This is a genomic window from Salinivibrio sp. EAGSL (assembly GCF_013366455.1).
GTDB classification, from domain to species: domain Bacteria; phylum Pseudomonadota; class Gammaproteobacteria; order Enterobacterales; family Vibrionaceae; genus Salinivibrio; species Salinivibrio costicola.
The window spans coordinates 18,592-39,869 of sequence record NZ_JABWMG010000011.1 but is presented as its reverse complement, the minus strand read 5'-3'; the positions used below and the strand labels follow the sequence as shown (position 1 = coordinate 39,869).

General features: G+C 48.7%; 21 protein-coding genes. 8 read left to right on the top strand and 13 right to left on the bottom strand.

The window, feature by feature from the left end; all coding sequences use genetic code 11:
• The first annotated feature begins 701 nt into the window (after positions 1 to 701).
• Positions 702 to 2,165, top strand: a complete 1,464-nt coding sequence (locus HLG76_RS08500) for an aminoacyl-histidine dipeptidase (RefSeq protein WP_368656351.1) — start codon at positions 702 to 704, stop codon at positions 2,163 to 2,165.
• On the opposite strand, the gene dinB is transcribed toward HLG76_RS08500, so the two are convergent.
• The 10 genes from dinB to bolA form a co-directional block, all read right to left on the bottom strand.
• Positions 2,162 to 3,214, bottom strand: coding sequence for a DNA polymerase IV (gene dinB / locus HLG76_RS08495; protein ID WP_175993471.1), 1,053 nt, complete (start codon positions 3,212 to 3,214; stop codon positions 2,162 to 2,164). The two genes, HLG76_RS08500 and dinB, sit on opposite strands and share 4 nt — an antisense overlap.
• A gap of 72 nt (positions 3,215 to 3,286) precedes the next feature.
• Positions 3,287 to 3,508, bottom strand: a complete 222-nt coding sequence (nqrM, locus tag HLG76_RS08490; protein WP_021024134.1) for a (Na+)-NQR maturation NqrM — start codon at positions 3,506 to 3,508, stop codon at positions 3,287 to 3,289.
• Positions 3,509 to 3,629: 121 nt separating this feature from the next.
• Complete coding sequence (locus HLG76_RS08485) at positions 3,630 to 4,646, bottom strand: FAD:protein FMN transferase (RefSeq protein WP_175993470.1); 1,017 nt, start codon at positions 4,644 to 4,646, stop codon at positions 3,630 to 3,632.
• An 84-nt stretch (positions 4,647 to 4,730) separates the two neighbouring features.
• Positions 4,731 to 5,954, bottom strand: coding sequence for an NADH:ubiquinone reductase (Na(+)-transporting) subunit F (gene nqrF, locus HLG76_RS08480; RefSeq protein WP_021024136.1), 1,224 nt, complete (start codon positions 5,952 to 5,954; stop codon positions 4,731 to 4,733).
• Between the two features lie 31 nt (positions 5,955 to 5,985).
• Positions 5,986 to 6,582: an NADH:ubiquinone reductase (Na(+)-transporting) subunit E gene (gene nqrE / locus HLG76_RS08475; RefSeq protein WP_021024137.1), complete on the bottom strand. Its 597-nt coding sequence runs from the start codon at positions 6,580 to 6,582 to the stop codon at positions 5,986 to 5,988.
• 6 nt (positions 6,583 to 6,588) lie between these two features.
• Positions 6,589 to 7,221: an NADH:ubiquinone reductase (Na(+)-transporting) subunit D gene (locus HLG76_RS08470; RefSeq protein ID WP_021024138.1), complete on the bottom strand. Its 633-nt coding sequence runs from the start codon at positions 7,219 to 7,221 to the stop codon at positions 6,589 to 6,591.
• Complete coding sequence (locus HLG76_RS08465; protein ID WP_021024139.1) at positions 7,214 to 8,017, bottom strand: Na(+)-translocating NADH-quinone reductase subunit C; 804 nt, start codon at positions 8,015 to 8,017, stop codon at positions 7,214 to 7,216. The genes HLG76_RS08470 and HLG76_RS08465 overlap by 8 nt, the downstream gene beginning before the upstream one ends.
• On the bottom strand, positions 8,007 to 9,248 hold the full coding sequence (locus HLG76_RS08460; RefSeq protein WP_175993469.1) for an NADH:ubiquinone reductase (Na(+)-transporting) subunit B: 1,242 nt from the start codon (positions 9,246 to 9,248) through the stop codon (positions 8,007 to 8,009). The genes HLG76_RS08465 and HLG76_RS08460 overlap by 11 nt, the downstream gene beginning before the upstream one ends.
• Positions 9,249 to 9,251: 3 nt before the next feature.
• Positions 9,252 to 10,592, bottom strand: coding sequence for a Na(+)-translocating NADH-quinone reductase subunit A (locus HLG76_RS08455; protein ID WP_175993468.1), 1,341 nt, complete (start codon positions 10,590 to 10,592; stop codon positions 9,252 to 9,254).
• Positions 10,593 to 11,006: 414 nt separating this feature from the next.
• Positions 11,007 to 11,324, bottom strand: coding sequence for a transcriptional regulator BolA (gene bolA / locus HLG76_RS08450; RefSeq protein WP_077461629.1), 318 nt, complete (start codon positions 11,322 to 11,324; stop codon positions 11,007 to 11,009).
• A gap of 170 nt (positions 11,325 to 11,494) precedes the next feature.
• Between bolA and HLG76_RS08445 the strand changes: the two genes are divergently transcribed.
• The 7 genes from HLG76_RS08445 (at position 11,495) to HLG76_RS08415 (ending at position 17,862) form a co-directional block, all read left to right on the top strand.
• Positions 11,495 to 12,631, top strand: a complete 1,137-nt coding sequence (locus HLG76_RS08445; RefSeq protein ID WP_175993467.1) for a methyltransferase — start codon at positions 11,495 to 11,497, stop codon at positions 12,629 to 12,631.
• A gap of 25 nt (positions 12,632 to 12,656) precedes the next feature.
• On the top strand, positions 12,657 to 13,226 hold the full coding sequence (locus HLG76_RS08440) for a YajG family lipoprotein (RefSeq protein ID WP_175993466.1): 570 nt from the start codon (positions 12,657 to 12,659) through the stop codon (positions 13,224 to 13,226).
• Between the two features lie 65 nt (positions 13,227 to 13,291).
• Positions 13,292 to 13,789 carry a peptidylprolyl isomerase gene (locus HLG76_RS08435; RefSeq protein ID WP_241824094.1) on the top strand — a complete coding sequence of 166 codons (498 nt, stop codon included), beginning with the start codon at positions 13,292 to 13,294 and terminating at the stop codon, positions 13,787 to 13,789.
• Positions 13,790 to 13,809: 20 nt separating this feature from the next.
• Complete coding sequence (locus HLG76_RS08430; RefSeq protein ID WP_175993465.1) at positions 13,810 to 15,204, top strand: MFS transporter; 1,395 nt, start codon at positions 13,810 to 13,812, stop codon at positions 15,202 to 15,204.
• A gap of 218 nt (positions 15,205 to 15,422) precedes the next feature.
• Entirely contained in the window at positions 15,423 to 16,253 is an 831-nt protein-coding gene (locus tag HLG76_RS08425; protein WP_175993464.1) for an outer membrane protein OmpK, read from the top strand.
• A gap of 101 nt (positions 16,254 to 16,354) precedes the next feature.
• A complete protein-coding gene (locus HLG76_RS08420; RefSeq protein WP_175993463.1) occupies positions 16,355 to 17,245 on the top strand; it encodes a 2-dehydropantoate 2-reductase in 891 nt (296 codons plus the stop codon).
• Positions 17,242 to 17,862 carry a DJ-1 family glyoxalase III gene (locus tag HLG76_RS08415; RefSeq protein ID WP_175993462.1) on the top strand — a complete coding sequence of 207 codons (621 nt, stop codon included), beginning with the start codon at positions 17,242 to 17,244 and terminating at the stop codon, positions 17,860 to 17,862. Before HLG76_RS08420 ends, HLG76_RS08415 begins: the two co-directional genes overlap by 4 nt.
• A 56-nt stretch (positions 17,863 to 17,918) precedes the next feature.
• Here HLG76_RS08415 and thiI read toward each other — a convergent pair whose 3' ends face one another.
• From thiI to pomA, 3 genes are all read right to left on the bottom strand, one after another.
• Positions 17,919 to 19,367: a tRNA uracil 4-sulfurtransferase ThiI gene (gene thiI / locus HLG76_RS08410; RefSeq protein ID WP_175993461.1), complete on the bottom strand. Its 1,449-nt coding sequence runs from the start codon at positions 19,365 to 19,367 to the stop codon at positions 17,919 to 17,921.
• A gap of 146 nt (positions 19,368 to 19,513) precedes the next feature.
• Positions 19,514 to 20,455: a flagellar motor protein MotB gene (locus tag HLG76_RS08405; RefSeq protein ID WP_021024151.1), complete on the bottom strand. Its 942-nt coding sequence runs from the start codon at positions 20,453 to 20,455 to the stop codon at positions 19,514 to 19,516.
• A gap of 46 nt (positions 20,456 to 20,501) precedes the next feature.
• The gene (gene pomA / locus HLG76_RS08400; protein WP_021024152.1) at positions 20,502 to 21,263 is read right to left on the bottom strand and encodes a flagellar motor protein PomA; all 762 of its coding nucleotides are present in this window, start codon (positions 21,261 to 21,263) and stop codon (positions 20,502 to 20,504) included.
• Between the last annotated feature and the right edge of the window lie 15 nt (positions 21,264 to 21,278).

Sequence of the window (21,278 nt, the reverse complement as noted above, 5' to 3'; positions counted from 1 at the left end):
GAAAACGTTTGCGTATTTAAAATTGGCGCAAATCTTACCGATCGATCGCTAAAATTTCCAGCGCTAAAATCATTTAGTAGTGACGAGGAGGAAGAGGAAGAGGAAGAGGAAGAGAACATTCTGTGGCAGCGCGTCGATATAACTAGACAAGTACGATTTATAGACAAAAAACTTATAAAAAAAACGCCACACATTGTGTGGCGCCAGAATAAAAGCGTTTGCTTTCTGGATCAGAAATCTCTCTGTAAGAGCGGGGGAATCATAAAACTTACTTGCGGTAGCCGAACGAAGCCGGATACGTAAAACCTTTGGTGTAGACTGACTGCTGATTCCAGTAGTAGCTCGATACCATGCCTTCCATTTTTTACCTCTCTCAAGTTTAAACCAATGTTGTTCACATTTATCTCGGTTCCTTGGAGGCGAATGCTCGGGTTCACTCCATGAACAACTGGCAAGCGATGTTGCCAATGTCTAGATAATATACCAAAGGTAATTTATTTACAAGCTTTAAGGTGACAGGAGTCACAAAAAGTTCATATCTGTAATTTAATTACAATAATAACGCCTAGTTTGATTGGCATAGCGGGTTTTTATCCATGTCTGTTGCCGTGATAGCGACAGTGATATGCTTGGGTTTGTTTTTCCATTTCAGTGAGACCTGCTGCATAAAAGGTCAACCATAAAATATAATGGAGTTTATCGTGTCTGACATTAGCCAATTATCACCGCGCCCTGTTTGGGCGTTTTTCGACCAAATCTGTGCTATCCCTCATCCTTCTTATCATGAGTCACAGTTAGCCCAGTTTATTATCGATTGGGCAAAGGGACGTGGTTTAGCGGTTCGTCAAGATAACGCTGGTAACCTATTCATTCGTAAACCAGCCACTCCCGGCATGGAGAATCGCAAGGGCGTAGTCTTACAAGCCCACCTCGATATGGTGCCTCAGAAGAATGAAAATACCGATCACGATTTTACCCGCGATCCTATTCGTCCCTATGTGGATGGGGAGTGGGTCACTGCCGATGGCACCACATTAGGGGCAGATAACGGGATGGGGATGGCATCCTGCCTTGCTGTTCTCGATGCCGATGATATCGAGCACGGTCCACTTGAAGTATTACTCACCACCAACGAAGAAGCAGGTATGGATGGCGCGTTTGGGCTTGAAGCAGGCTGGCTAACAGGTGACATACTGCTCAATACCGACTCAGAGCAAGAAGGGGAAGTGTACATGGGCTGCGCGGGTGGCGTGGATGCCAGTATGCATTTTCCACTCGAGCGACAAGCGATAGAGGGAGATCTGGCGCGCTTTACGATTGGCATTAAAGGATTAAAAGGGGGTCACTCGGGCGTGGATATTCACACGGGTCGAGCGAATGCCAATAAATTATTAGCCCGTTTCCTGAGCCATCATCTTGATGATGTCGACATGAGCCTACTCGCGATACGTGGTGGTACATTACGCAATGCCATTCCTCGTGAAGCGTTTGCCGATATTGCCGTGCCTGCATCGCAAAAAGACGCACTGGCTGGCGCTGTTGACCGGTTCGCGACGCTGCTACAAGACGAGTTAGGCCGCTTGGAAGAGCAAGTGACCTTGGTAATGGAATCCACTGACAATGCAACTGATCCCCTCACACGCGCCGTCCAATCACGTTTATTAGCGGCCTTAAATGCTGCGCCTAACGGGGTAGTGAGAATGAGTGATGATGTCCCTGGCGTGGTCGAAACATCACTTAACCTCGGCGTGATTAATACTGAGGAAGATAAAATTACCGCCTTATTTCTGATCCGTTCATTGATCGACTCAGGCCGTGAAAACGTGCAAAGCATACTGCAATCACTGGCAAGCTTAGCGAATGTTAATGTCGAGTTTTCAGGCGCCTACCCAGGTTGGAAACCGGATCCCGATTCAGAGATTATGCATATTTTCCGCGATACCTATGAAGGAATCTATCAGCGTAAACCTGACATCATGGTCATTCATGCGGGGCTAGAGTGTGGCCTATTTAAACAGCCCTATCCCAACATGGATATGATTTCATTTGGTCCGACTATCAAGTTTCCGCATTCTCCCGATGAGAAAGTAAATATCGATAGTGTTGGGCACTATTGGCAACAAATGCAGGCGATTTTAAAAGCGATTCCAATTAAAACGGCCTAGCCGAGTAGACTCAGTTGGGGGGCGGTATCGTCTCCCAACCCAACCGACAAACCAATCAGGCGAATACCTCGCCCTTCCCCTCGATAAAAGGCTTCGTGTAACAAGGTATCAAACATGGCGCGGTCCAAGGACTCACATCGGTGTGCGACCGTCGTCGTTTGAAAATCATTAAACTTTATTTTGATCCCTTGCCGGCAAATGCGTCCCCCTGCATCGGCTTTTTCTAATCGCGTCAGCAATTCATCGTATAAACGATCAATCCACGGCAAACAGGCATCAAGCAAGTTTAGATCCTCAGACAAGGTTTTTTCGACTCCGACGGATTTCCGTATACGCTCAACTTGCACCTCACGTCGGTCAATACCATGAGCACGCTGCCAAAGCACGGAACCAAATTTACCAAAGCGCTGGACAAGCATTGATGGATCCGCGGTTTGAATATCATGGCAGGTAAACAGATTCCATTCATGCAACTTGGTCAAGGTGACCCGTCCCACACCAGGAATAGACTGTAAAGGGAGATCGCGAACAAAGTGTTCAACTTGGTCGGGTGACACCACGCAAATACCATCGGGTTTGTTTTTATCCGACGCTACTTTGGCGATGAATTTAATCGGCGCCACGCCCGCCGAGGCCGTTAATCCTAACTCATGGCGAATGTCGCGCCGAATTGCTTCGGCTATTAAGGTCGCAGAATTTTGATAACATTGAGTCTCAGAGACATCAAGGTAGGCTTCGTCAAGGGAAAGCGGTTCTATGGTATCGGTATAGCGATGAAAAATAGCATGCAACTGTTGAGAGATGCGACGATATTTCGCCATGTTGCCACGCATCACTGTCAAGCCGGGACACAGCTTTAATGCTTGAGCGGTGGCCATCGCAGAACGTATGCCAAACCGCCGCGCGGGATAATTACAGGTGGCAATGACACCGCGTCCATCGGCAGAGCCACCAATGGCTAAAGGAATAGACTGTAAGGCCGGATTATCGCGCATTTCTACTGCGGCATAAAAACAATCCATATCAATATGAATGATTTTTCTGCTCATGCTCCGGCCTTTTCATCAGAGTTCAGACGGGTTAGCCACGCGCTTTATAAAATGACGCGTTGGCAAAACACGTTAGATGATTTGATTTTTTTTCCACTCACGCGTTTTCTCCGCCCGCGCTTCGCGTTTTTTTCGTGCATCGCACGGCTCTGGGCAGTCACACTCTTTTTCAATACCGATCGCCCCCAAGCCACCACAGCTGCCGCTGATGGTTTTTTGCTGAACGATATAGCCGATCGCCATACCCGCAATGACAAGGAGAAAGACTGCGAAGGTGATAAGAAAGACTGACATAATTGCTCACCTATTATTGGTCGTGATGCTCAGCGCCATGAGATGCGCTGAGCGAGTAACACGCATTACGCGTGCTTTACATCGTACTGCCTCAACGGCACTGACGCTGTACATAAAGACACTAACGCTGCAAATAAGGTTTAAACGCCTCTGACGCGATTTCTTCAAACCCATCGTCTGTTTTTACTACCATAAATACAGGAATATTCGCTTTGTTGGCTAATTCCATCGCTTTATCTGGCCCGAGTACCATAAAGCCGGTGGCTAAGCCATCAGCCGTCATACAAGACGGATCAAGTACGGTTACTGAGACCAAATGATGATTGATCGGACGCCCTGTCGTAGGATCGATAATGTGCGAATAACGCATACCATCACTTTCAAAGTAGTTGCGATAGTCGCCAGATGTGGCAACCGCCATATCGCCTGGCTCGACGATCTCTTGTACTGACTGCGCTCCCGCACTCGGTTTCTCAATCGCGATACGCCAAGGCACTTGATCTTGGTTCACACCTTTTAATTGTAACTCACCACCAATCTCAACCAAATAGTTATCGAGTCCTAAATCGCCAAGGTAGTTTGCCACAACATCCACCCCGTACCCTTTCGCAATGGTTGATAAGTCAACATACAAGTCAGGGTTGGTTTTTATGAGTCGACGCCCATCTACACTAAGGTGTTCTAAGCCCGTCATCGCCATCCGTGACGCTATCTCTTCATCACTGGGAATAGTCTCCGGCCGCTTTTCTGGCCCAAAACTCCAAAGGTTAACCAGTGGTCCCACTGTGACATCCAGCGCGCCTTGGGTAAATTGATTCAGCCGAATCGCCTCGTTAATCACGGTGATTGTCGCTGGAGAAACAGAAACAGGTGAGTTCGCTTGGTGCTGATTGAATTGACTCAATTCGGAGTCTGTTCGGTAAGTCGACATCTGATCGTTGACTGTTTCTAAACGCTGATCGATAGCCGCTTGAACGACATCCTGCGAGGGAGTAGCGTCCGTCGCGATATATTTGATCGAATAATAGGTCCCCATCGTCTCGCCCGTAAGATGCACAAGCTCAGGGGCGCGCTCACAACCGATAAGACCTGCAACCACGGCAACGACTGTTGCACAGCGTAACCAAAACTTCTTCATAGTGGTGTCCTTCGACATCAGGTTTATACGTAAAATGGCTGGCCCTTGGGCCAGCCATTACAAGGTCAGACAAACAATCAGTGCCTATCCGCCGAAATCATCCAACATGATGTTTTCGTCTTCAACACCAAGATCTTTAAGCAAGCCAATCACGGCAGCGTTCATCATTGGTGGCCCACACATGTAATACTCGCAGTCTTCCGGTGCTTCATGGTCTTTCAGATAGTTTTCATAAAGCACATTATGGATAAAGCCAGTATCACCCTCCCAGTTATCTTCTGGTAGCGGGTCGGACAGTGCGCAATACCAGTTGAAGTTCTCATTTTGCTCTTGGAGCATATCGAAATCTTCAACGTAGAACATTTCACGTTTAGACCGCGCGCCATACCAGAACGTAATCTTACGATCCGTGTTAAGGCGTTTGAGCTGGTCAAAGATATGTGAGCGCATTGGCGCCATACCTGCACCACCGCCGATAAAGACCATCTCCGCGTCAGTGTCTTTGGCGAAAAACTCCCCAAATGGACCCGAGATAGTACACTTGTCACCAGGCTTTAATGACCAAATGTAAGAAGACATTTGGCCCGGTGGTACGTCTGGGTTACGCGGTGGTGGCGTCGCCACACGTACGTTAAGCATGATAATACCCTCTTCTTCAGGGTAGTTAGCCATGGAGTACGCACGAATAATGTCTTCATCTACCTTAGACTCGTAACGGAAAAGGTTGAACTTCTCCCAGTCTTCACGGTATTCCTCAGGAATATCAAAATCCGAGTACTTAATATGGTGTGGTGGCGCCTCAATTTGAATATAACCACCAGCACGGAAAGGTACCGATTCACCATCTGGAATACGTAATTTAAGCTCTTTGATAAACGTGGCTTGGTTATCGTTAGAAATAACTTCACAGTCCCACTTCTTGACGCCAAAGATCTCTTCTGGCAGCTCAATCTTCATATCTTGCTTAATAGCAACTTGACACGATAGACGCTCACCTTCACGCGCTTCACCTTTGGTAATGTGGTCAAGCTCGGTCGGTAGAATGTCACCACCGCCTTCTTTGATCTTCACACGACATTGACCGCATGAACCACCGCCACCACAGGCAGAAGACACAAATACACCAGCACCAGCCAGTGCGCCAAGCAGTTTTCCGCCTGGCTGAGTGACGATCGCTTTTTCTGGATCGTCATTGATATCGATTGTGATGTCTCCGGTTGGTACCAGCTTCGATTTGGCGAATAAAATCACCATCACCAACGCCAGTACAATCAGAGTAAACATCACTACACCAAGAATAATGTCCATTGACTATTCCTTTCCTCGCAGTTTACCCGGCTTACAGTTGCACACCAGAGAAAGACATAAAGCCCAATGCCATCAAACCTACAGAGATGAAGGTAATCCCTAATCCTCGTAGTGCAGGTGGCACATCTGAATACTTCATTTTCTCGCGGATCCCCGCCAGCGCGACGATGGCTAACATCCAGCCTACGCCCGAACCAAAGCCATAAACGACCGACTCGGCGAAGTTGTAATCACGTTGTACCATAAATGATACGCCACCAAAGATGGCACAGTTCACTGTAATCAACGGTAGGAAAATACCGAGTGCGTTGTAGAGCGGCGGGAAGAACCGATCCAAGACCATTTCCAAGATTTGTACCAAAGCAGCAATAACACCGATAAAGGTCACAAAGTTCAGAAAGCTCAGATCCACCCCTTTAACCAACGCATCTTCACGTAGGATAAGGTTGTAAACCAGGTTGTTAACCGGTACCGAAATAGTCAGTACCACCACAACAGCGACACCGAGGCCGAACGCCGTTTTCACTTTCTTAGACACCGCCAAGAAAGTACACATGCCGAGGAAGAATGCCAACGCCATGTTCTCAATAAAGATTGAGCGCACCAGCAGGCTTAGATAGTGTTCCATGTGCTGTTACTCCTTCGCTTCAACTTGTTCTGGTTTGAAGGTACGCACAATCCAAATCAAAAAGCCGATGAGGAAGAATGCAGAGGGGGCTAACAGCATCATGCCGTTAGGCTGATACCAACCACCTTCGCTGACAACCGGCAGGATTGATACGCCAAAGACAGAGCCAGAGCCAAGAAGCTCGCGGAAAAAAGCCACTGTCATCAGAACAAAACCATAACCCAACGCGTTACCAATACCATCCATGAATGACGGTAATGGCGATGACTTCATTGCATAAGCTTCTGCGCGTCCCATCACGATACAGTTAGTGATGATCAGCCCCACGAAGACCGAAAGCTGCTTAGAGATGTCATAAACAAACGCTTTCAGCGTTTCGTCAACCACAATAACTAATGAAGCGATGATCGCCATTTGAACGATGATACGTACACTATTAGGAATGTGGTTACGAATCAGCGACACGAAAAAGTTAGACATTGCGGTGACGAACATCACCGCCAGTGTCATGACAAAGGCTGTCTGCATTTGCGTAGTCACCGCTAGTGCCGAACACACCCCGAGAACCTGTAAGGCAATCGGGTTGTTGTCTAGCACCGGCGATAGCAGATTTTTCTTCAGTTCTTTCGCTTCAGCCATTGGTCAGGCCTCCCTCACGAACTTTTGCTAAGAACGGGCCAAAACCCTGCTCACCTAGCCAGAAATTAAATTGATTCTGAACACCGTTACTGGTCAGCGTTGCACCAGAAAGCGCATCAATGCCGTGCTCGCTTCCTTCAGGTGCGCCGCCTTTGACGATTCGAATGGCTGGCTCGCCTTGCTCGTTGAACAGTTTTTTACCATCCCACTTCGCGCGCCATTTCGGGTTTTCGACCTCGCCACCTAAGCCAGGGGTTTCACCTTGCTCATAGTAAACGATATCAGCAACCGTGTTACCATCCGGCTCAACCGCGACAAACGCGTACATCATACTCCATAGGCCTGAGCCTTTTACGGGGAGAATGAGGCGCTGTATATCACCCGAATCATTTTTCACGACGTAGACTTTAGCGACATCAGCACGACGGCCAATGTCTGCTACATTCTCTTCGCTACTTAGCTTTTTCGAGAGGCTAGGATCTTTCGCAGCTGCGCGCTGATCATAATCAGCTGCATCAGCAACATTGACAGCATCCGGGCTGACATAGTCGCCCTTTTCAAGGCTGACTAAGCGCGTTTCAATATACTTGTTGTAAGCATCGTTAATCGCGCTCTTACCACCCGCCACATCGACACCTGCGACCGAAAGGATGTTCTTTTGTACGTCTAATTTTGCGTTCATTTGTTGCAAAGGACGTAACGCCACCGCTGCACCAGACACCACGATTGAGCACACCAAGCTCAACGCGATAACAACGATCAGCGTCTTTTTAATACTATCGTTACTACTTGCCATTACGAGCCAGTCTCCGTTTGATGTTGCCCTGAATCACCAAGTTATCAAAGAGAGGTGCAAACAGGTTAGCGAACAAGATCGCCAGCATCATACCTTCTGGATATGCTGGGTTTACCACACGAATGATCACTGCCATGGCACCGATCAATGCGCCATACCACCATTTCGCTTTATTGGTAAACGCAGCAGATACCGGGTCTGTTGCCATGAACATCATACCGAATGCAAAACCACCCAGCACCAAGTGCCAGTAGAACGGCATGCTGAACATCGGGTTGGTATCTGAACCAATCAGATTAAACAAGGTCGCCGCAACGGCCATGCCCAAAAAGGTACCCAAGATGATGCGCCATGACGCGATCCGCATGTATACCAAGGCTGCACCGCCAATTAAGATGGCAATGGTGGAGACTTCACCAATTGAACCTGGGATATTACCAATAAAGGCGTCCATCCAAGTCATGGTTTGACCACTAACATTGTGCATCAGTGCTGATTGGCCACCGGTGTACCATTGGCTTAGCGCGGTTGCACCTGAGTAACCATCAGCTGCGGTCCATACCAAATCACCCGAGATCTGTGCTGGATAGGCAAAGAACAAGAACGCACGACCGGCCAATGCTGGGTTCAAGAAGTTACGTCCCGTGCCGCCAAAGATCTCTTTTGCAACGACCACACCAAAGGTGATACCGAGCGCGGCTTGCCATAATGGCAATGTCGGCGGCACGATGAGGGCAAACAAAATGGATGTAACAAAGAAACCTTCGTTCACTTCGTGTTTACGCACGATGCAGAAAAGTACTTCCCAGAAACCACCCACAATAAAGACAGTGGCATAAATAGGCAGGAAGTAGGTGGCACCGAGAATGGTTTTGGTCCCCCAGCTTGCAGCCGCTAGCGGCCCAGCGATGGACTCGGTTAACCAATAATGCCAGTTTCCGCTGATGACTTGCGCAAGCTGTTCGCCTGAATACAAGTCCATCAAGCCCATAACCGCTTGGTTACCTGTGTTGTACATCCCCCAGAACATCGCTGGGAACACCGCAAGCCAAACCATGATCATGATGCGTTTCAAATCGATACTGTCACGCACATGCGCGCCGGCTTTGGTCACCATACCTGGCGTGTATAAAATGGTCGCAACCGCTTCATACAAGGCAAACCACTTTTCGTGTTTACCGCCTGGCTCAAAGTGTGGCTCGATTTGCTCTAAAAAGTTTTTCAGGCTCATCTGTTACCCTTCCTTCTCAATTTTTTCCAGGCTCTCGCGGAGCATTGGACCAAATTCGTACTTGCCTGGGCAGACAAAGGTACAAAGGGCCAAATCTTCAGGATCTAACTCCAGCGCGCCTAGCTGTTGCATGCTATCTGTATCGCCGGCACAGATATCACGCAGCAACATGGTTGGCTCGATATCTAGCGGCATCACTCGCTCATAATTACCGATCGGCACCATGGAACGATCACTGCCATTGGTGGAGGTGGTTAAATTGAAAAGCTGACCTTTAAACAAATGGCCAAGATAAGCGCGCGTCACTGAGAAGCGATTTTTACCGGGTGCTAGCCAACCAAACAGTTCTTTCTCGTTACCTTCGCGAAGTACCGAGACCTGCATATGGAAACGACCTAGATAGGCATGTGGACCAGTGGCTTTGGTACCAGATAGCACAGAGCCGGAGATTACACGGCTTTCGCCAGCCATTAGCTCGCCATCTACCAGCTCATCGAGATTAGCGCCAAGCTGGGTACGAATGAGGCGTGGCTGACTGACCATAGGACCCGCAATAGACACAACACGGTCCGTATGGATTTCACCGGCTAGGAATAGATGCCCAAACGCAATCACATCTTGATAGTTGAGATGCCACACCTGCTTGTCCATATCAACAGAACGCAAGTAATGGATATGGGTACCAACCAGTCCTGCTGGGTGAGGACCAGCAAAAACGTGTTGTTCGACATTAGATTGCTTGCTGGTTGGAAGCTCAACGTCCGCTTTGCACACAAAGACAGATTTGTCCGTGAGGCGCGATACGACGTCTAAACCAGCAACGAAGGCCTCTTTTTGTTCATCAATGATCACTTTAGGATCCGCGGCGAGCGGATTGGTGTCCATTGCGTTAACAAAAATAGCTTCGGGTTCAGCATCAATCGCTGGAGAACGGCTGAACGGTCGGGTGCGGAGCGCGGTCCACATCCCAGACTCAACCAGTTGATCAACAACGGCTTGACGGTCTAGCGAGGCTAATTGCGACGCTTCGTACTTATTGAAGGTAACTTGCTCATTTCCATCGACTTCAATGACGACAGACTGAAGAACACGCTTGGCACCGCGATTGACTTCAACCACTTTACCAGCTGCGGGCGCAGTAAATTTGACGCCAGGGTTTTTCTTATCTTCGAAAACCACTTGGCCTTTCTTCACTACATCACCCACTCGCGCATGCATAGTGGGGCGCATTCCAACGTACTCTTCGCCAAGCAAGGCGACTTTCTTGATGGCTGGACCATCACTTATCACCTGAGTAGGAGTCCCTGCGATGGGGATATCCAAACCCTTTTTTATTGTAATCATACGCACTTGCACTACATTAACGGGAAAAAGAATTCTGTTATTGCGCAGTTAAAGACACGACTTTCGACTGAATGGCGGCCTAAAGGCACACCGTCGCAACATCCTGCTAACCATTTCATCACACAAAGGCAACCTAGGTTAGTCTTTAAGCACGATATTCTATCACTAACCCCAGCACTGATTCTATGGATATTGTCACTAGGGCGTGGCAATTATCCATACCTGTACAAACAATGCGCGTTGTAACTTCACAGTTTTACTGTTGTTTTTTTACGCGTTGCAGACAACTGTTGACCGAGACAGTCACGGATTAACACTTGTCTGGCCGTAATCAATACCAAGCAGACACCAGGCCTTTATGTAAGAAATTGTTGCCATGAGGTAAAAGATAAAATCATGCCCACTCTCACTCGTCTAAGACGCATTCACGTCACCACCCCGACATGCCGGAGAGTCAGGCGCTTGGGTCTGCGCTTGCCATTCTTGCGGTGAATAGGTGTGAATCGCAAGCGCGTGAACCTCACCCGCCAATTCATCCGCGAGTGTGCTATTCACCGCTCTATGGCGCTGAATAAGCCGCTGGTCGCTGAATAGCTCCGATACAACCACCACCTTAAAATGACTTTCCGCGCCTTCAGGCACATTGTGCATATAACTTTCGTTGTGTACCTCAAGGTGGGCCGGCGTGAAAGCCCGCGTCAGTTTTTCTGTTATTTCTGTTTCAATTTTCATGACGTCCCCAAAATCTCCGGGCGACCTGCCCAGATTTTAGCCGTTATTGATAAAATTGCGAATCGAGTGATGGATCAAGCAACGACAGGCAGTTTGCCCTCGTTTACATTGCAGTTATCGCTTGAGTGCGACAATATACGCAGTCCGTAACCCCCGATGCAAACGCGCCAATGAAAACACTACTTCCGATTCCAGGTAGCGAATCAGCCTTGACGCTACACCGTTACCCGCAGCGAAAAAATGAGACGCTGCAAGCCTTCGATGCCGCCGATGAGTATATGATTGCGCACGCTAGCACATGGTCAGTACGTAAAAATGCGCGAATATTGATCATTAATGATCAATTTGGCGCACTCAGTTGCTGGGCCAGCCAGCAAGGATTTGATGTTTTTCAAGTCAGCGATTCGGTTATTTCGCAGCAAGCGACGATTGAGAATTTGGCACACAATGATCTCGCGGGTATCACTCAGCTTACCAGCTTAGATACCTTACCGGCGGATATCGATGCGGTGATGTTACGCGTACCGAAAAGCAGTAAAATGCTCACTTGGCAACTTCAGCAACTCGCCAGTGTCACTGATGCGCATACGCTTGTGCTAGCGAGTGCTAAAGCGAAAGAGATCCATACCTCGACCCTTAATCAGTTTGAGCATTGGCTGGGGGCAACAACCACCTCGCTGGCGAAGAAAAAAGCGCGTTTGATTTTTACCACACCGACCAAGCAACCAGGACCGCAGCCCGATCCGGTCAACGATGTCGACGTACCAGAATTCTCGATGCGACTGGCTAACTGGCCCAATGTTTTCTCGGCCAAGAAACTCGATATTGCCGCGTATTTAATGCTGCCGCACATTCCGAGTCAGGCACATTTAAAACGCATTGTCGATTTAGGCTGCGGTAACGGCGTATTGGCATTACAAGCGGCACGAAATAATCCAGCGGCGTTCATTTATGCGGTCGATGAAAGCCATATGGCCGTCGCCAGCGCAAAACACAATCTGAATCGCCATGATATCGACTCACGCCGTTTTCTCTGTGAGGCCAGAGATTGCCTCACCGGTTTTGCGCATTCAGATATCGATCTTGTGCTCTGTAACCCACCCTTCCACCAGCAGCAAACCATTACCGATCATATTGCTTGGCAAATGTTTTGTGACGCAAAACGTGTTCTGACCACGAATGGCGAGCTTTTAGTCATTGGCAATCGTCATCTCGGCTATCATACTAAGCTTAAACGTCTTTTTGGTCATGTCACTGTCGTTGCGTCGAATAAAAAATTCGTTATTCTCAAGGCAGTCAATGCCTAATATTAAGAAAAGGAAGCCGAACCCCATGAAAAAACTGATTATTGCTATCGCTGTATTAGTCCTTGCTGGCTGTTCGACACCCCGTGAGCCACAGCTGACTATCGCCCCCTCTCCGGCGTCATCCAATCAGCAGCAAGTCAACAATCTTCCGGTCGTGGTGAAGAGTAAAGACTTACGTACCGCACAATTCGTTGCGGTTATCGATAGCGGTCGTTCCAATGTCAAACCGCTGCACGCCAGCCAAAACTTGCGTGTGGTATTAGAAGACACGCTGTCTCGTCAACTGTCATCACAAGGGTTTCGAGTGGTTGCCAATGGCCCGGGAGTGTTGCGCCTCGACATTCTTGATGCCTTAGTCCGAGTCAAACACACCGTGTTTAAACATGACATGGAAGCATCGGTCCAATTACAGCTCGTTGCTGAATCCCCAAAGGGTCGCTTTGTTAAACGTTATACCGGGAAATCGACGCAAAGCGGTGTAAGCAGTGCATCACCTGATGATATCGAACTGGCGCTGAATAACTTGCTTGAAGCGGTGTTACAAGACATTGCCGACGACGAGCAACTCCTTGATCATATGAAAGCACACTTTTAAGCATGGTATGTCGTTCGCTTCTCTGGATTCTTGTGCTGGTCATCACGCCAGTGCAAGCCAGTGTCATGGTTAAAGTCGAAACCACCTTGGGTGATTTTGCGGTAAAACTAAACCCGCAAAAAGCGCCGAAAACCGTGGCCAACTTTTTGCGTTATGTTGACGATGGCAGTTATGTCGGGACGCAGTTTCATCGCGTGATCCCACGATTTGTCGTGCAAGGCGGCGGGTTTGATAAAGCCCTGAATCGCCGACCAAGCTACGAGCCGGTAGACAATGAATCATCTAACGGTTTGAAGAATCGGCGAGCGACAATCGCCATGGCACGTACGCAAGAGCCCGACTCCGCCACCCGGCAGTTTTATATCAACATCCGTGATAATGGCTTTTTAGACGCCACGCCCAATAAAGTGGGATATACGGTTTTTGGTCGAGTCGTGGAGGGCTTTAATACGCTCCAAACGATGACCAAGCAACCCACAGTGACCGTCCCGAGCAAACGCATGCAAGATGTACCGCAACAGCCGATTGTTATCACCAATATCTACCGGATGTCCTCTCAATAGCGACAAGTAGGCTAACCACTATGCTGTCATCCAAGTTCAAAACGACATTGGCGCCCTACGCCGATCGTCGTTTACTTTTTGTTTTCTTAATGGGTTGCTGTAGTGGCTTTCCCTGGGTGTTGATTGGCTCCAACTTAAATGGTTGGTTGGCTGACGAGGGCCTATCACGCACCGCGATTGGTCTATTTGGTTCGGTTTTCGTCCTGTATGCAGTCAACTTTTTATGGGCGCCATTACTCGACCGCATTAAGATCCCTTTTCTATCTCAGCGCTTGGGTCAGCGCCGCAGTTGGATTTTTTCGACGCAGGCGATTATGTTGATTGCCACCTTGGCGTTGTCACAACTTGATTTACAAGGGCTTAAAGCGGTCGATCCTTGGGTCACCACCGTGGTGTTATCCTCACTCATTTTTGCGATTGCACTGGCGTCTTCCACCCAGGATATTGCCATTGACGCCTTTCGGATTGATAACTTTGCTGAACATGAGACCGATAAATTCCCGCTCGCGTCGGCGATGTCTGTGATTGGTTGGTGGACCGGCTATTCGGTGCCAGGTTATGTTGGCTTTATTAACGCAGATGCCATCGGTTGGAATCATGTTTATGTGATCATGGCAGGCTTTATCGGCTTAATGGCATTGGCGACGCTGTATGTGAAAGAACCAGACAGTGACCGTGAACAGCGCCAAGATGCCGCCACTCGCCACTATTTGGCGCAAGGATACAGTGGCTTGCGTGCGTGGCTGGCGGTCACCGTGGTCGAGCCCTTTGCCGAGTTTTTCCGTCGCAATGGGGTGAAAGTGGCGCTAACACTGCTGCTGTTTGTATTTTTATTTAAATTGGGTGAAGCCTTCCTAGGACGGATGTCGATCGTGTTTTATAAAGATGTCGGCTTTACCAATGAACAAATTGGTTACTACTCCAAACTTGTCGGTTGGGGCCTCACCGTGGTCTACACCCTGATTGGTAGTTATATCAATTTGCGTTTCGGGGTGATTAAAGGGCTGTTTATTGGTGGCGTGGCCATGGCCTCCAGCAACCTGATGTTTGCCTGGCTAGCGATGGTTGGGCCCAACGAGCACCTGCTGCTGGGCGCAATCTTAGTCGATAACTTTACGTCAGCGTTTGCAACCATTGCGTTCGTGTCATTCTTAACCTTCTTAACGGGCCGTGCGTTTTCAGCTACTCAATACGCCCTCTTGGCGTCGTTGGGGAATCTAGGCCGCACCACTGTCGCCTCATTTAGTGGCATGATGGTGGACTGGTTGGATAGCTGGTCAACATTTTTCGTAATAACCGCTCTGATGGTGATTCCTGGGCTGGTCATGCTGATCTATATTGGCAGGCAATTCCGCCAATCCTCGTCACAAAACGATCAAGCACCTGAACACTGCCCAGATTCACGTCGCAACTGACCCTACGTATCACAGTGGAGTGCAAAGTTTTGCTCTCCACTGTTGTCTAATTATTAACAAAGATCACATAAAACGGCCATGTAAACCGTTACAACTTGTCACAGGTCACAATCCATTTGTGTGCCTATGTTTATTACATTCTTTATAGTGAACTTTCCCCATATACTGCTCTTAATGAACGCACACCGCGTAATTAACACCCAGCAGAGGCAGTCACTATGAAAAAATCCCTACTCGCACTCGCCGTTATCGCCGCAAGCAGCGTATCTGTTGCCAACGCCGCCGATTACTCCGATGACATTTACAAAAATGATCACAAATGGCTTCAGTTTAATGCTATGTATGCCATTAATGAGAAGCCACAACCGACTGGAAACGATAACAATCATAACTATCTCGAGATGGAGTTTGGCGGCCGTAAAGGCGTGGTCGATCTTTATGGTTACGTCGATATTTTTGACTTAGCAGAAAGCGACAGCGACAACAACAACAAAAAAGGTGCAGATAAAACCTTTATGAAGTTGGCACCCCGCTTCTCGATTGACGGCATCACCGGGCAAGACTTGTCGTTTGGCCCCGTGCAAGAAGTGTACTTCTCGACTCTATTTAACTGGGGCGGTGGTAATGGGAAGCCATTTGATAGCACTAACAACTCATTTTGGGGTATCGGTGCCGATGTTGAACTGCCTTGGTTTGGCAAAGTGGGCATGAACCTCTATGGCTTGTATGACATCAATAACAAAGATTGGAATGGCTATCAATTCTCCACCAACTGGTTTAAGCCTTTCCACTTCTTTGACAACGGCAGTTTCCTGTCTTACCAAGGTTATATCGATTACCAGTTTGGTGCCGATGACACTTTCAAAGGCGAAAGCCAAGCGACCCACGGTGGTGCGATGTTTAACGGCCTATACTGGCATTCAGATAACTACGCCCTCGGATATGGCCTCAAGGCTTACAATGACGTCTATCTGATTGAAGATAAGGGCCCGAAAGACCTTGACAGCTCAGGCATATCTCACTATCTAAACGCCACCTACAAATTCTAACTGACTAGCGCGCCGGCCCTCGTCGGCGCGCTGCTTTCCTGCTTTGCCCTTCATCCTCTATGGTTATGATACACTGAGGTTTTAACCAAGCAGGCGATGTGATGAGGATTACCCTAATTGGTGCTGGCGCCATTGGCACATTATGGGCGGTGAAACTAACCCAAGCAGGACATAGCGTTAATTTGGTCACGCGAGACCCCGCAAGTGAACGCACCCTTTCTTTAGACGGCACATCGTTCACCTTGCCCGCCAACCAAACCGCTTTGATGCAACAAAGCGATCTCTGGTTAGTCTGCACCAAAGCCTATGATATCCAAGCCGCATTGCTTCCCTATCTATCCTATTTACACCCAGAGACTCTGGTTGTACTTATGCATAATGGAATGGGACCGCATCAATGGTTGGCAACACAGTTACCTGACGCTCAACCTCTGCTGCTTGCTACCACATCTCATGGTGTCTGTCGCACCCGTACCGGTGATTGTCAGCACACCGGGCATGGACCAACCGATATTGGGCCAGGTAATCAAGCCGGCCATGCCTGCACCTTTATTGCTGAGGTGTTTGATCATGCCCTTCCCACCGCGACGTGGAAGCGCGACATTTTTCAGTCACTTTGGTATAAACTGGCGATCAACAGCGTAATTAATCCACTGACCGCGGTGCATGGCATTCAAAATGGTGAGTTGCTCAAAGTTGACTACGATCCTATCATTCGCGAACTGTGCCAAGAGTTAGCCAATGTGATGCGCGCTGAAGGCGTCCACACCTCTGTGACAGAGATCCGCCAACAGATTGATACCGTGGTAAAAGCAACCGCAAACAACTATTCATCCATGAATCGTGATGTCTTCTATCAACGTCCGACAGAGCTCGACTACATTACAGGTTATGTGTTGCAGCGCGCAGCCGAACACCACATATCGGCCCCATATCATCAGCAGCTCTATCAGGCGGTAAAACAAGGTCAACGGCATAAGGAATCCTCATGAGTCAACAACGTCTCCTCATTTGTATGGCCCCCGGCAGCGAAGAAATAGAAGCAGTCACCGTGATTGACGTGATGCGACGAGCGGGGTTTGACGTTACTGTCGCCAGTGCGGCACCTGATGGAACGCTCACCCTCACCGGCTCTCGTGGGGTAGTGATCGTCTGTGACACCACACTCGCCGCGGTGGCCGATCAACCATTTGATTGCGTGGTTTTACCGGGTGGCATCGACGGCGCACAATGTTTAGGTGACAGCACGCTGGTAACAGAGATCATTAAGCAGCAGCAAAGCGATCAGGCTTGGGTCGCGGCGATTTGTGCGGCGCCAGCTCTGGTGTTACAACGCCACCAGCTATTCCCGACCTCTCATATGAGCTGCCATCCGAGCGTGAGCGATCGGATCCCGGAACAATGGCTCAGTCGGCGCCGCGTGATGACCGATTATGATCACCGTTTAATCACCAGTCAGGGGCCCGGCTCAGCGATGGAATTCGCGATTGAAATCGTCCACGTTCTTGGCGGCAAAAAGCTGGCCTGGCAGGTCGCTGAGCCGATGATGCCTTTGCCTCAACTGCATTATGAGAAAAAGTTCACCGAAAGCGAAGCTCCTCGGAGCTAAATAGAAAACAGGCAGCCTGATTGGCTGCCTGTTTTTTTATTTAGCGTTTCATCGGGTTACACCCGATAGACTTTCACATTTTCAAAGCCCATGTCTTTGAGGTAAAGCGCCTGCAGTCGGCTCATTACGCCACGTTCACAATAGAGCAAATAGGTCTTATTTTGGTCTAAATCACCGAATTTCGTCGCTAACTTGAAGAAAGGAATATGAGCGACGTTCGCACCTTCAACCTTAAGTGGTTTGTCTTCTTGCTCTTCGCGGCTGCGAATATCTAAAACGACGGAATCTTTTTCAACCTCGTTGACCCATTCCGCTTCTGGCGCTTTCTCTTTGCTTAGCGCTTCAATGGCACGGATATCCATGATCGTCGCCTGATCAACCGCTTGTTCTAATAAGCTAAAGTCAAACTTTGATTCCTCATGCTCCAACTTGGCTTTTTCCGCTTTGACCGTGGGCTTTTTCGAAATCACCCCACAGTACTCAGGCATGGTTTTGGCAAAATCTTCGGTGCCAATTTTGCGTGCAGTATCAATAATATCTTCTTTGTCCCAGTTGATCAGCGGGCGCAAAATCAGGCTATCAGTGACGTTATCAATCATGCGCAAGTTAGTGAGTGTCTGACTAGATACTTGGCCCAAAGCCTCGCCAGTTACCAAGGCCTGAATACCGAAGCGCTCTGCGACCATGCTCGCCGCACGCACAAACATGCGTTTCAACACCACGCCCATCTGACCGTTATCAACGTTTTCGAGAATGCTATTAACCACCGGCTCGAAATCAATCGAAATAAATTTCACTTTGGCAGAGGAACCAAATTTATTCCAAAGGTAGTGAGAAACCTGCTGCACACCCGTTTCATGAGATTTGCCGCCAAGATTAAAAAAGCAATAATGAACCTTACTACCACGTTTTATATGCAGGTAACTCGACACCCCTGAGTCGAAGCCGCCCGATATCAAGCTTAGTACGTCTTCTTGCGTACCCAGCGGGAAGCCGCCCAAGCCGGTATGACGGTGCTTCACCAAGTTCAGCTTATCGTGGTCAACTTCCATCATCACGGTTACGTCAGGCTTTTTCAGCTGTACGCTTGCCGACGGAACAGCTTGGTTTAACCCACCGCCCACATAGCGTTCAAGCTCAATAGAACTAAAGTCATGCTTGCCGCGGCGTTTGGCTCGGACACAAAACGTTTTTCCTTCAATTTGATCACGCACTCCCTCTAAAGTGAGTGTATAAATATGATGCAAATCGTTAAACAGTGTCTGCTCTACCTCAAGCACAGTTTGGACGCCAGGCGTGTTAGTTAGCACATCCAGCACCAGCTGACGCTCGTCCGGTTGTTTTAATGTCACCTCAATGTGATCCCGACGGTTATATACCGCCGTATTACCAGTTCGACGCTTTAGAATATTACGAATATTGCATTCGAGGATTTTAGTAAAACGCTTTCTGACTGACTCGCTTTTGACGATCACCTCAGGGTGAATTTTAACAATAAACTTCATAACCGGTTCGATACAGCTGGAAATAAAGCCGCGGATTATACAATAACCAAGGCGCCGCTGAAACCGGCTATTCTTGTGTCTATTAAACGGCAATAGGGCGACGCTCACGCATCGGAATCGATAAGTCGTGACCGTCGCAGAGGATGTTAAGGGATGGGATCATCCACATCATCAGCAGAGATCTCGTCTGAAAAGCTCGGTTTCCCTTGCATCACAGCGATTTCTACACGCCGGTTGGCGGCCCGATTGTCGGGAGAGCTATTCGGAGCTCGTGGCTGGGTGTCGGCCAAGCCTTCTACCTTCATCCGCAAATGGTTAAAGCCGGGCACTTTTTCCATTTCCTGTGCCACTGATACCGCACGCTGTGCGGAGATGTCCCAGTTAGATCGATATAGCTCAGACTCTAGCGGTGTGCTATCAGTATGGCCTGACACTTTAATTTCTCCAGGAACATCTTTTACCAGCTGCGCAATTTGGCGCACCATGGGGCGGAACTTAGGCTGCAAAAACGCAGAATTGGGAGGAAACGCCCCCTTTTCTTGAACGCGGATAACCAGCTGCTGACCTAGGTTTTCAACCTCGATAGCGCCTTCTTCTATCTCGCGCTGCAACGCCTGCATCAAGGCTTTTTGTAACTGCTCGAGTTGCTCTTGCATCCGTTGTTGTTCAAGCTGTGAAGCAACCTGAGCACTCGATCCACCTTCTTTGTCAGAGGTTGTCCGCTGAGATCCGCCAGAGCGATCATCTTGCCCCTCTTGAAAGTCCAAAGTGCGCTGCGTCATGTCAATGGTTTGCTGCATGATCACTTCAATGGGCGTCGGCTCTGGGCGGCCAGGGCGAAACTCTTGTGCAATCACACTGGTCCCTTTAGGAATATCTTTCACCTCAAGGACGTTTTGTACCCCAAACGCAAATTTCATCGAGCCAGCGATTTGCTTAAATTTGAGCACGTCCATTTCTGAAAAGGACAACAGAAGGACGAAAAAGCACATGAGCAGTGACATCAAGTCTGCAAACGTCCCCATCCAAGGCGGTAAGCCGGGAGGCGGGCATTTGCATTCCTCTTCTTCTTCTTGCTGTTGTGCCATGAGGACTCCTTAAATCTCGCTATTTTTGATGTTCAACGCAGACGCTTTAATTATCGACATCCACTGCACGCTTGCCTTCATTGAGGTAATTTTTCAAAAAGCCATCAATCACACGTGGGTTTTGACCATCTTGAATCGCGAGTAAGCCGTCCATAATAAGACGACGGTTTAATTTCTCTTGTTCTTTGCGTAGTGCGAGCTTGTTGGCAATCGGGGTCGCCACCATATTTGCCAGCATCGCCCCGTACATAGTCGTCAGCAAAGCCACTGCCATTGCCGGGCCGATGGCCTTAGGATCATCCATGTTAGAAAGCATGGCAACCAGACCAATCAAGGTCCCGATCATCCCCATTGCTGGGGCGACATCCGCTAACGCGTTATAAAAACCAATACCGTGATCATGCCGCTCTTCCGTCAAGCTGATATCTTTCTTCAAGGTGGCACGGACCACATCCGCATCATGGCCATCAACGAGCAAGTCGACGCCTTTTTGCATAAACGAGTTATTCACTTCCATTTCTTCGAGGGCGAGAAACCCACCTTTACGAGCAGCATCTGCCATTTCGATAATCTTGGCAATCAAATCTTCCGGGTCATCGGACTTAAACATAAAAGCCTTACCCGCGATTTTAAAGCTGCCAAAAAATTGCCCCATCGTGTATTTGGTTAAGACAACAAATAGACTGCCCCCGATGACGATCAACACAGATGGAACGTCAAAATACATGTTCATGGTGCCGCCCAGCAGCATCGCCATGACAACGAATGCGAACGAACCGAGGATGCCGATGAGCGTCGCTATATCCACGTCAGTCTCCCTTAA

Excerpts from the sequence above, each read along its gene's own strand:
- HLG76_RS08440 (WP_175993466.1), top strand. The coding sequence starts at position 12,657 with ATGAAAAAACTGATTATTGCTATCGCTGTATTAGTCCTTGCTGGCTGT.
- nqrF (WP_021024136.1), bottom strand. The coding sequence starts at position 5,954 with ATGGACATTATTCTTGGTGTAGTGATGTTTACTCTGATTGTACTGGCG.
- HLG76_RS08455 (WP_175993468.1), bottom strand. The coding sequence starts at position 10,592 with ATGATTACAATAAAAAAGGGTTTGGATATCCCCATCGCAGGGACTCCT.
- HLG76_RS08485 (WP_175993470.1), bottom strand. The coding sequence starts at position 4,646 with ATGAAGAAGTTTTGGTTACGCTGTGCAACAGTCGTTGCCGTGGTTGCA.
- HLG76_RS08425 (WP_175993464.1), top strand. The coding sequence starts at position 15,423 with ATGAAAAAATCCCTACTCGCACTCGCCGTTATCGCCGCAAGCAGCGTA.
- HLG76_RS08430 (WP_175993465.1), top strand. The coding sequence starts at position 13,810 with ATGCTGTCATCCAAGTTCAAAACGACATTGGCGCCCTACGCCGATCGT.
- HLG76_RS08470 (WP_021024138.1), bottom strand. The coding sequence starts at position 7,221 with ATGGCTGAAGCGAAAGAACTGAAGAAAAATCTGCTATCGCCGGTGCTA.
- thiI (WP_175993461.1), bottom strand. The coding sequence starts at position 19,367 with ATGAAGTTTATTGTTAAAATTCACCCTGAGGTGATCGTCAAAAGCGAG.
- HLG76_RS08435 (WP_241824094.1), top strand. The coding sequence starts at position 13,292 with ATGGTTAAAGTCGAAACCACCTTGGGTGATTTTGCGGTAAAACTAAAC.
- HLG76_RS08445 (WP_175993467.1), top strand. The coding sequence starts at position 11,495 with ATGAAAACACTACTTCCGATTCCAGGTAGCGAATCAGCCTTGACGCTA.
- HLG76_RS08405 (WP_021024151.1), bottom strand. The coding sequence starts at position 20,455 with ATGGCACAACAGCAAGAAGAAGAAGAGGAATGCAAATGCCCGCCTCCC.
- HLG76_RS08465 (WP_021024139.1), bottom strand. The coding sequence starts at position 8,017 with ATGGCAAGTAGTAACGATAGTATTAAAAAGACGCTGATCGTTGTTATC.
- nqrE (WP_021024137.1), bottom strand. The coding sequence starts at position 6,582 with ATGGAACACTATCTAAGCCTGCTGGTGCGCTCAATCTTTATTGAGAAC.
- nqrM (WP_021024134.1), bottom strand. The coding sequence starts at position 3,508 with ATGTCAGTCTTTCTTATCACCTTCGCAGTCTTTCTCCTTGTCATTGCG.
- bolA (WP_077461629.1), bottom strand. The coding sequence starts at position 11,324 with ATGAAAATTGAAACAGAAATAACAGAAAAACTGACGCGGGCTTTCACG.
- HLG76_RS08415 (WP_175993462.1), top strand. The coding sequence starts at position 17,242 with ATGAGTCAACAACGTCTCCTCATTTGTATGGCCCCCGGCAGCGAAGAA.
- HLG76_RS08460 (WP_175993469.1), bottom strand. The coding sequence starts at position 9,248 with ATGAGCCTGAAAAACTTTTTAGAGCAAATCGAGCCACACTTTGAGCCA.
- dinB (WP_175993471.1), bottom strand. The coding sequence starts at position 3,214 with ATGAGCAGAAAAATCATTCATATTGATATGGATTGTTTTTATGCCGCA.
- HLG76_RS08420 (WP_175993463.1), top strand. The coding sequence starts at position 16,355 with ATGAGGATTACCCTAATTGGTGCTGGCGCCATTGGCACATTATGGGCG.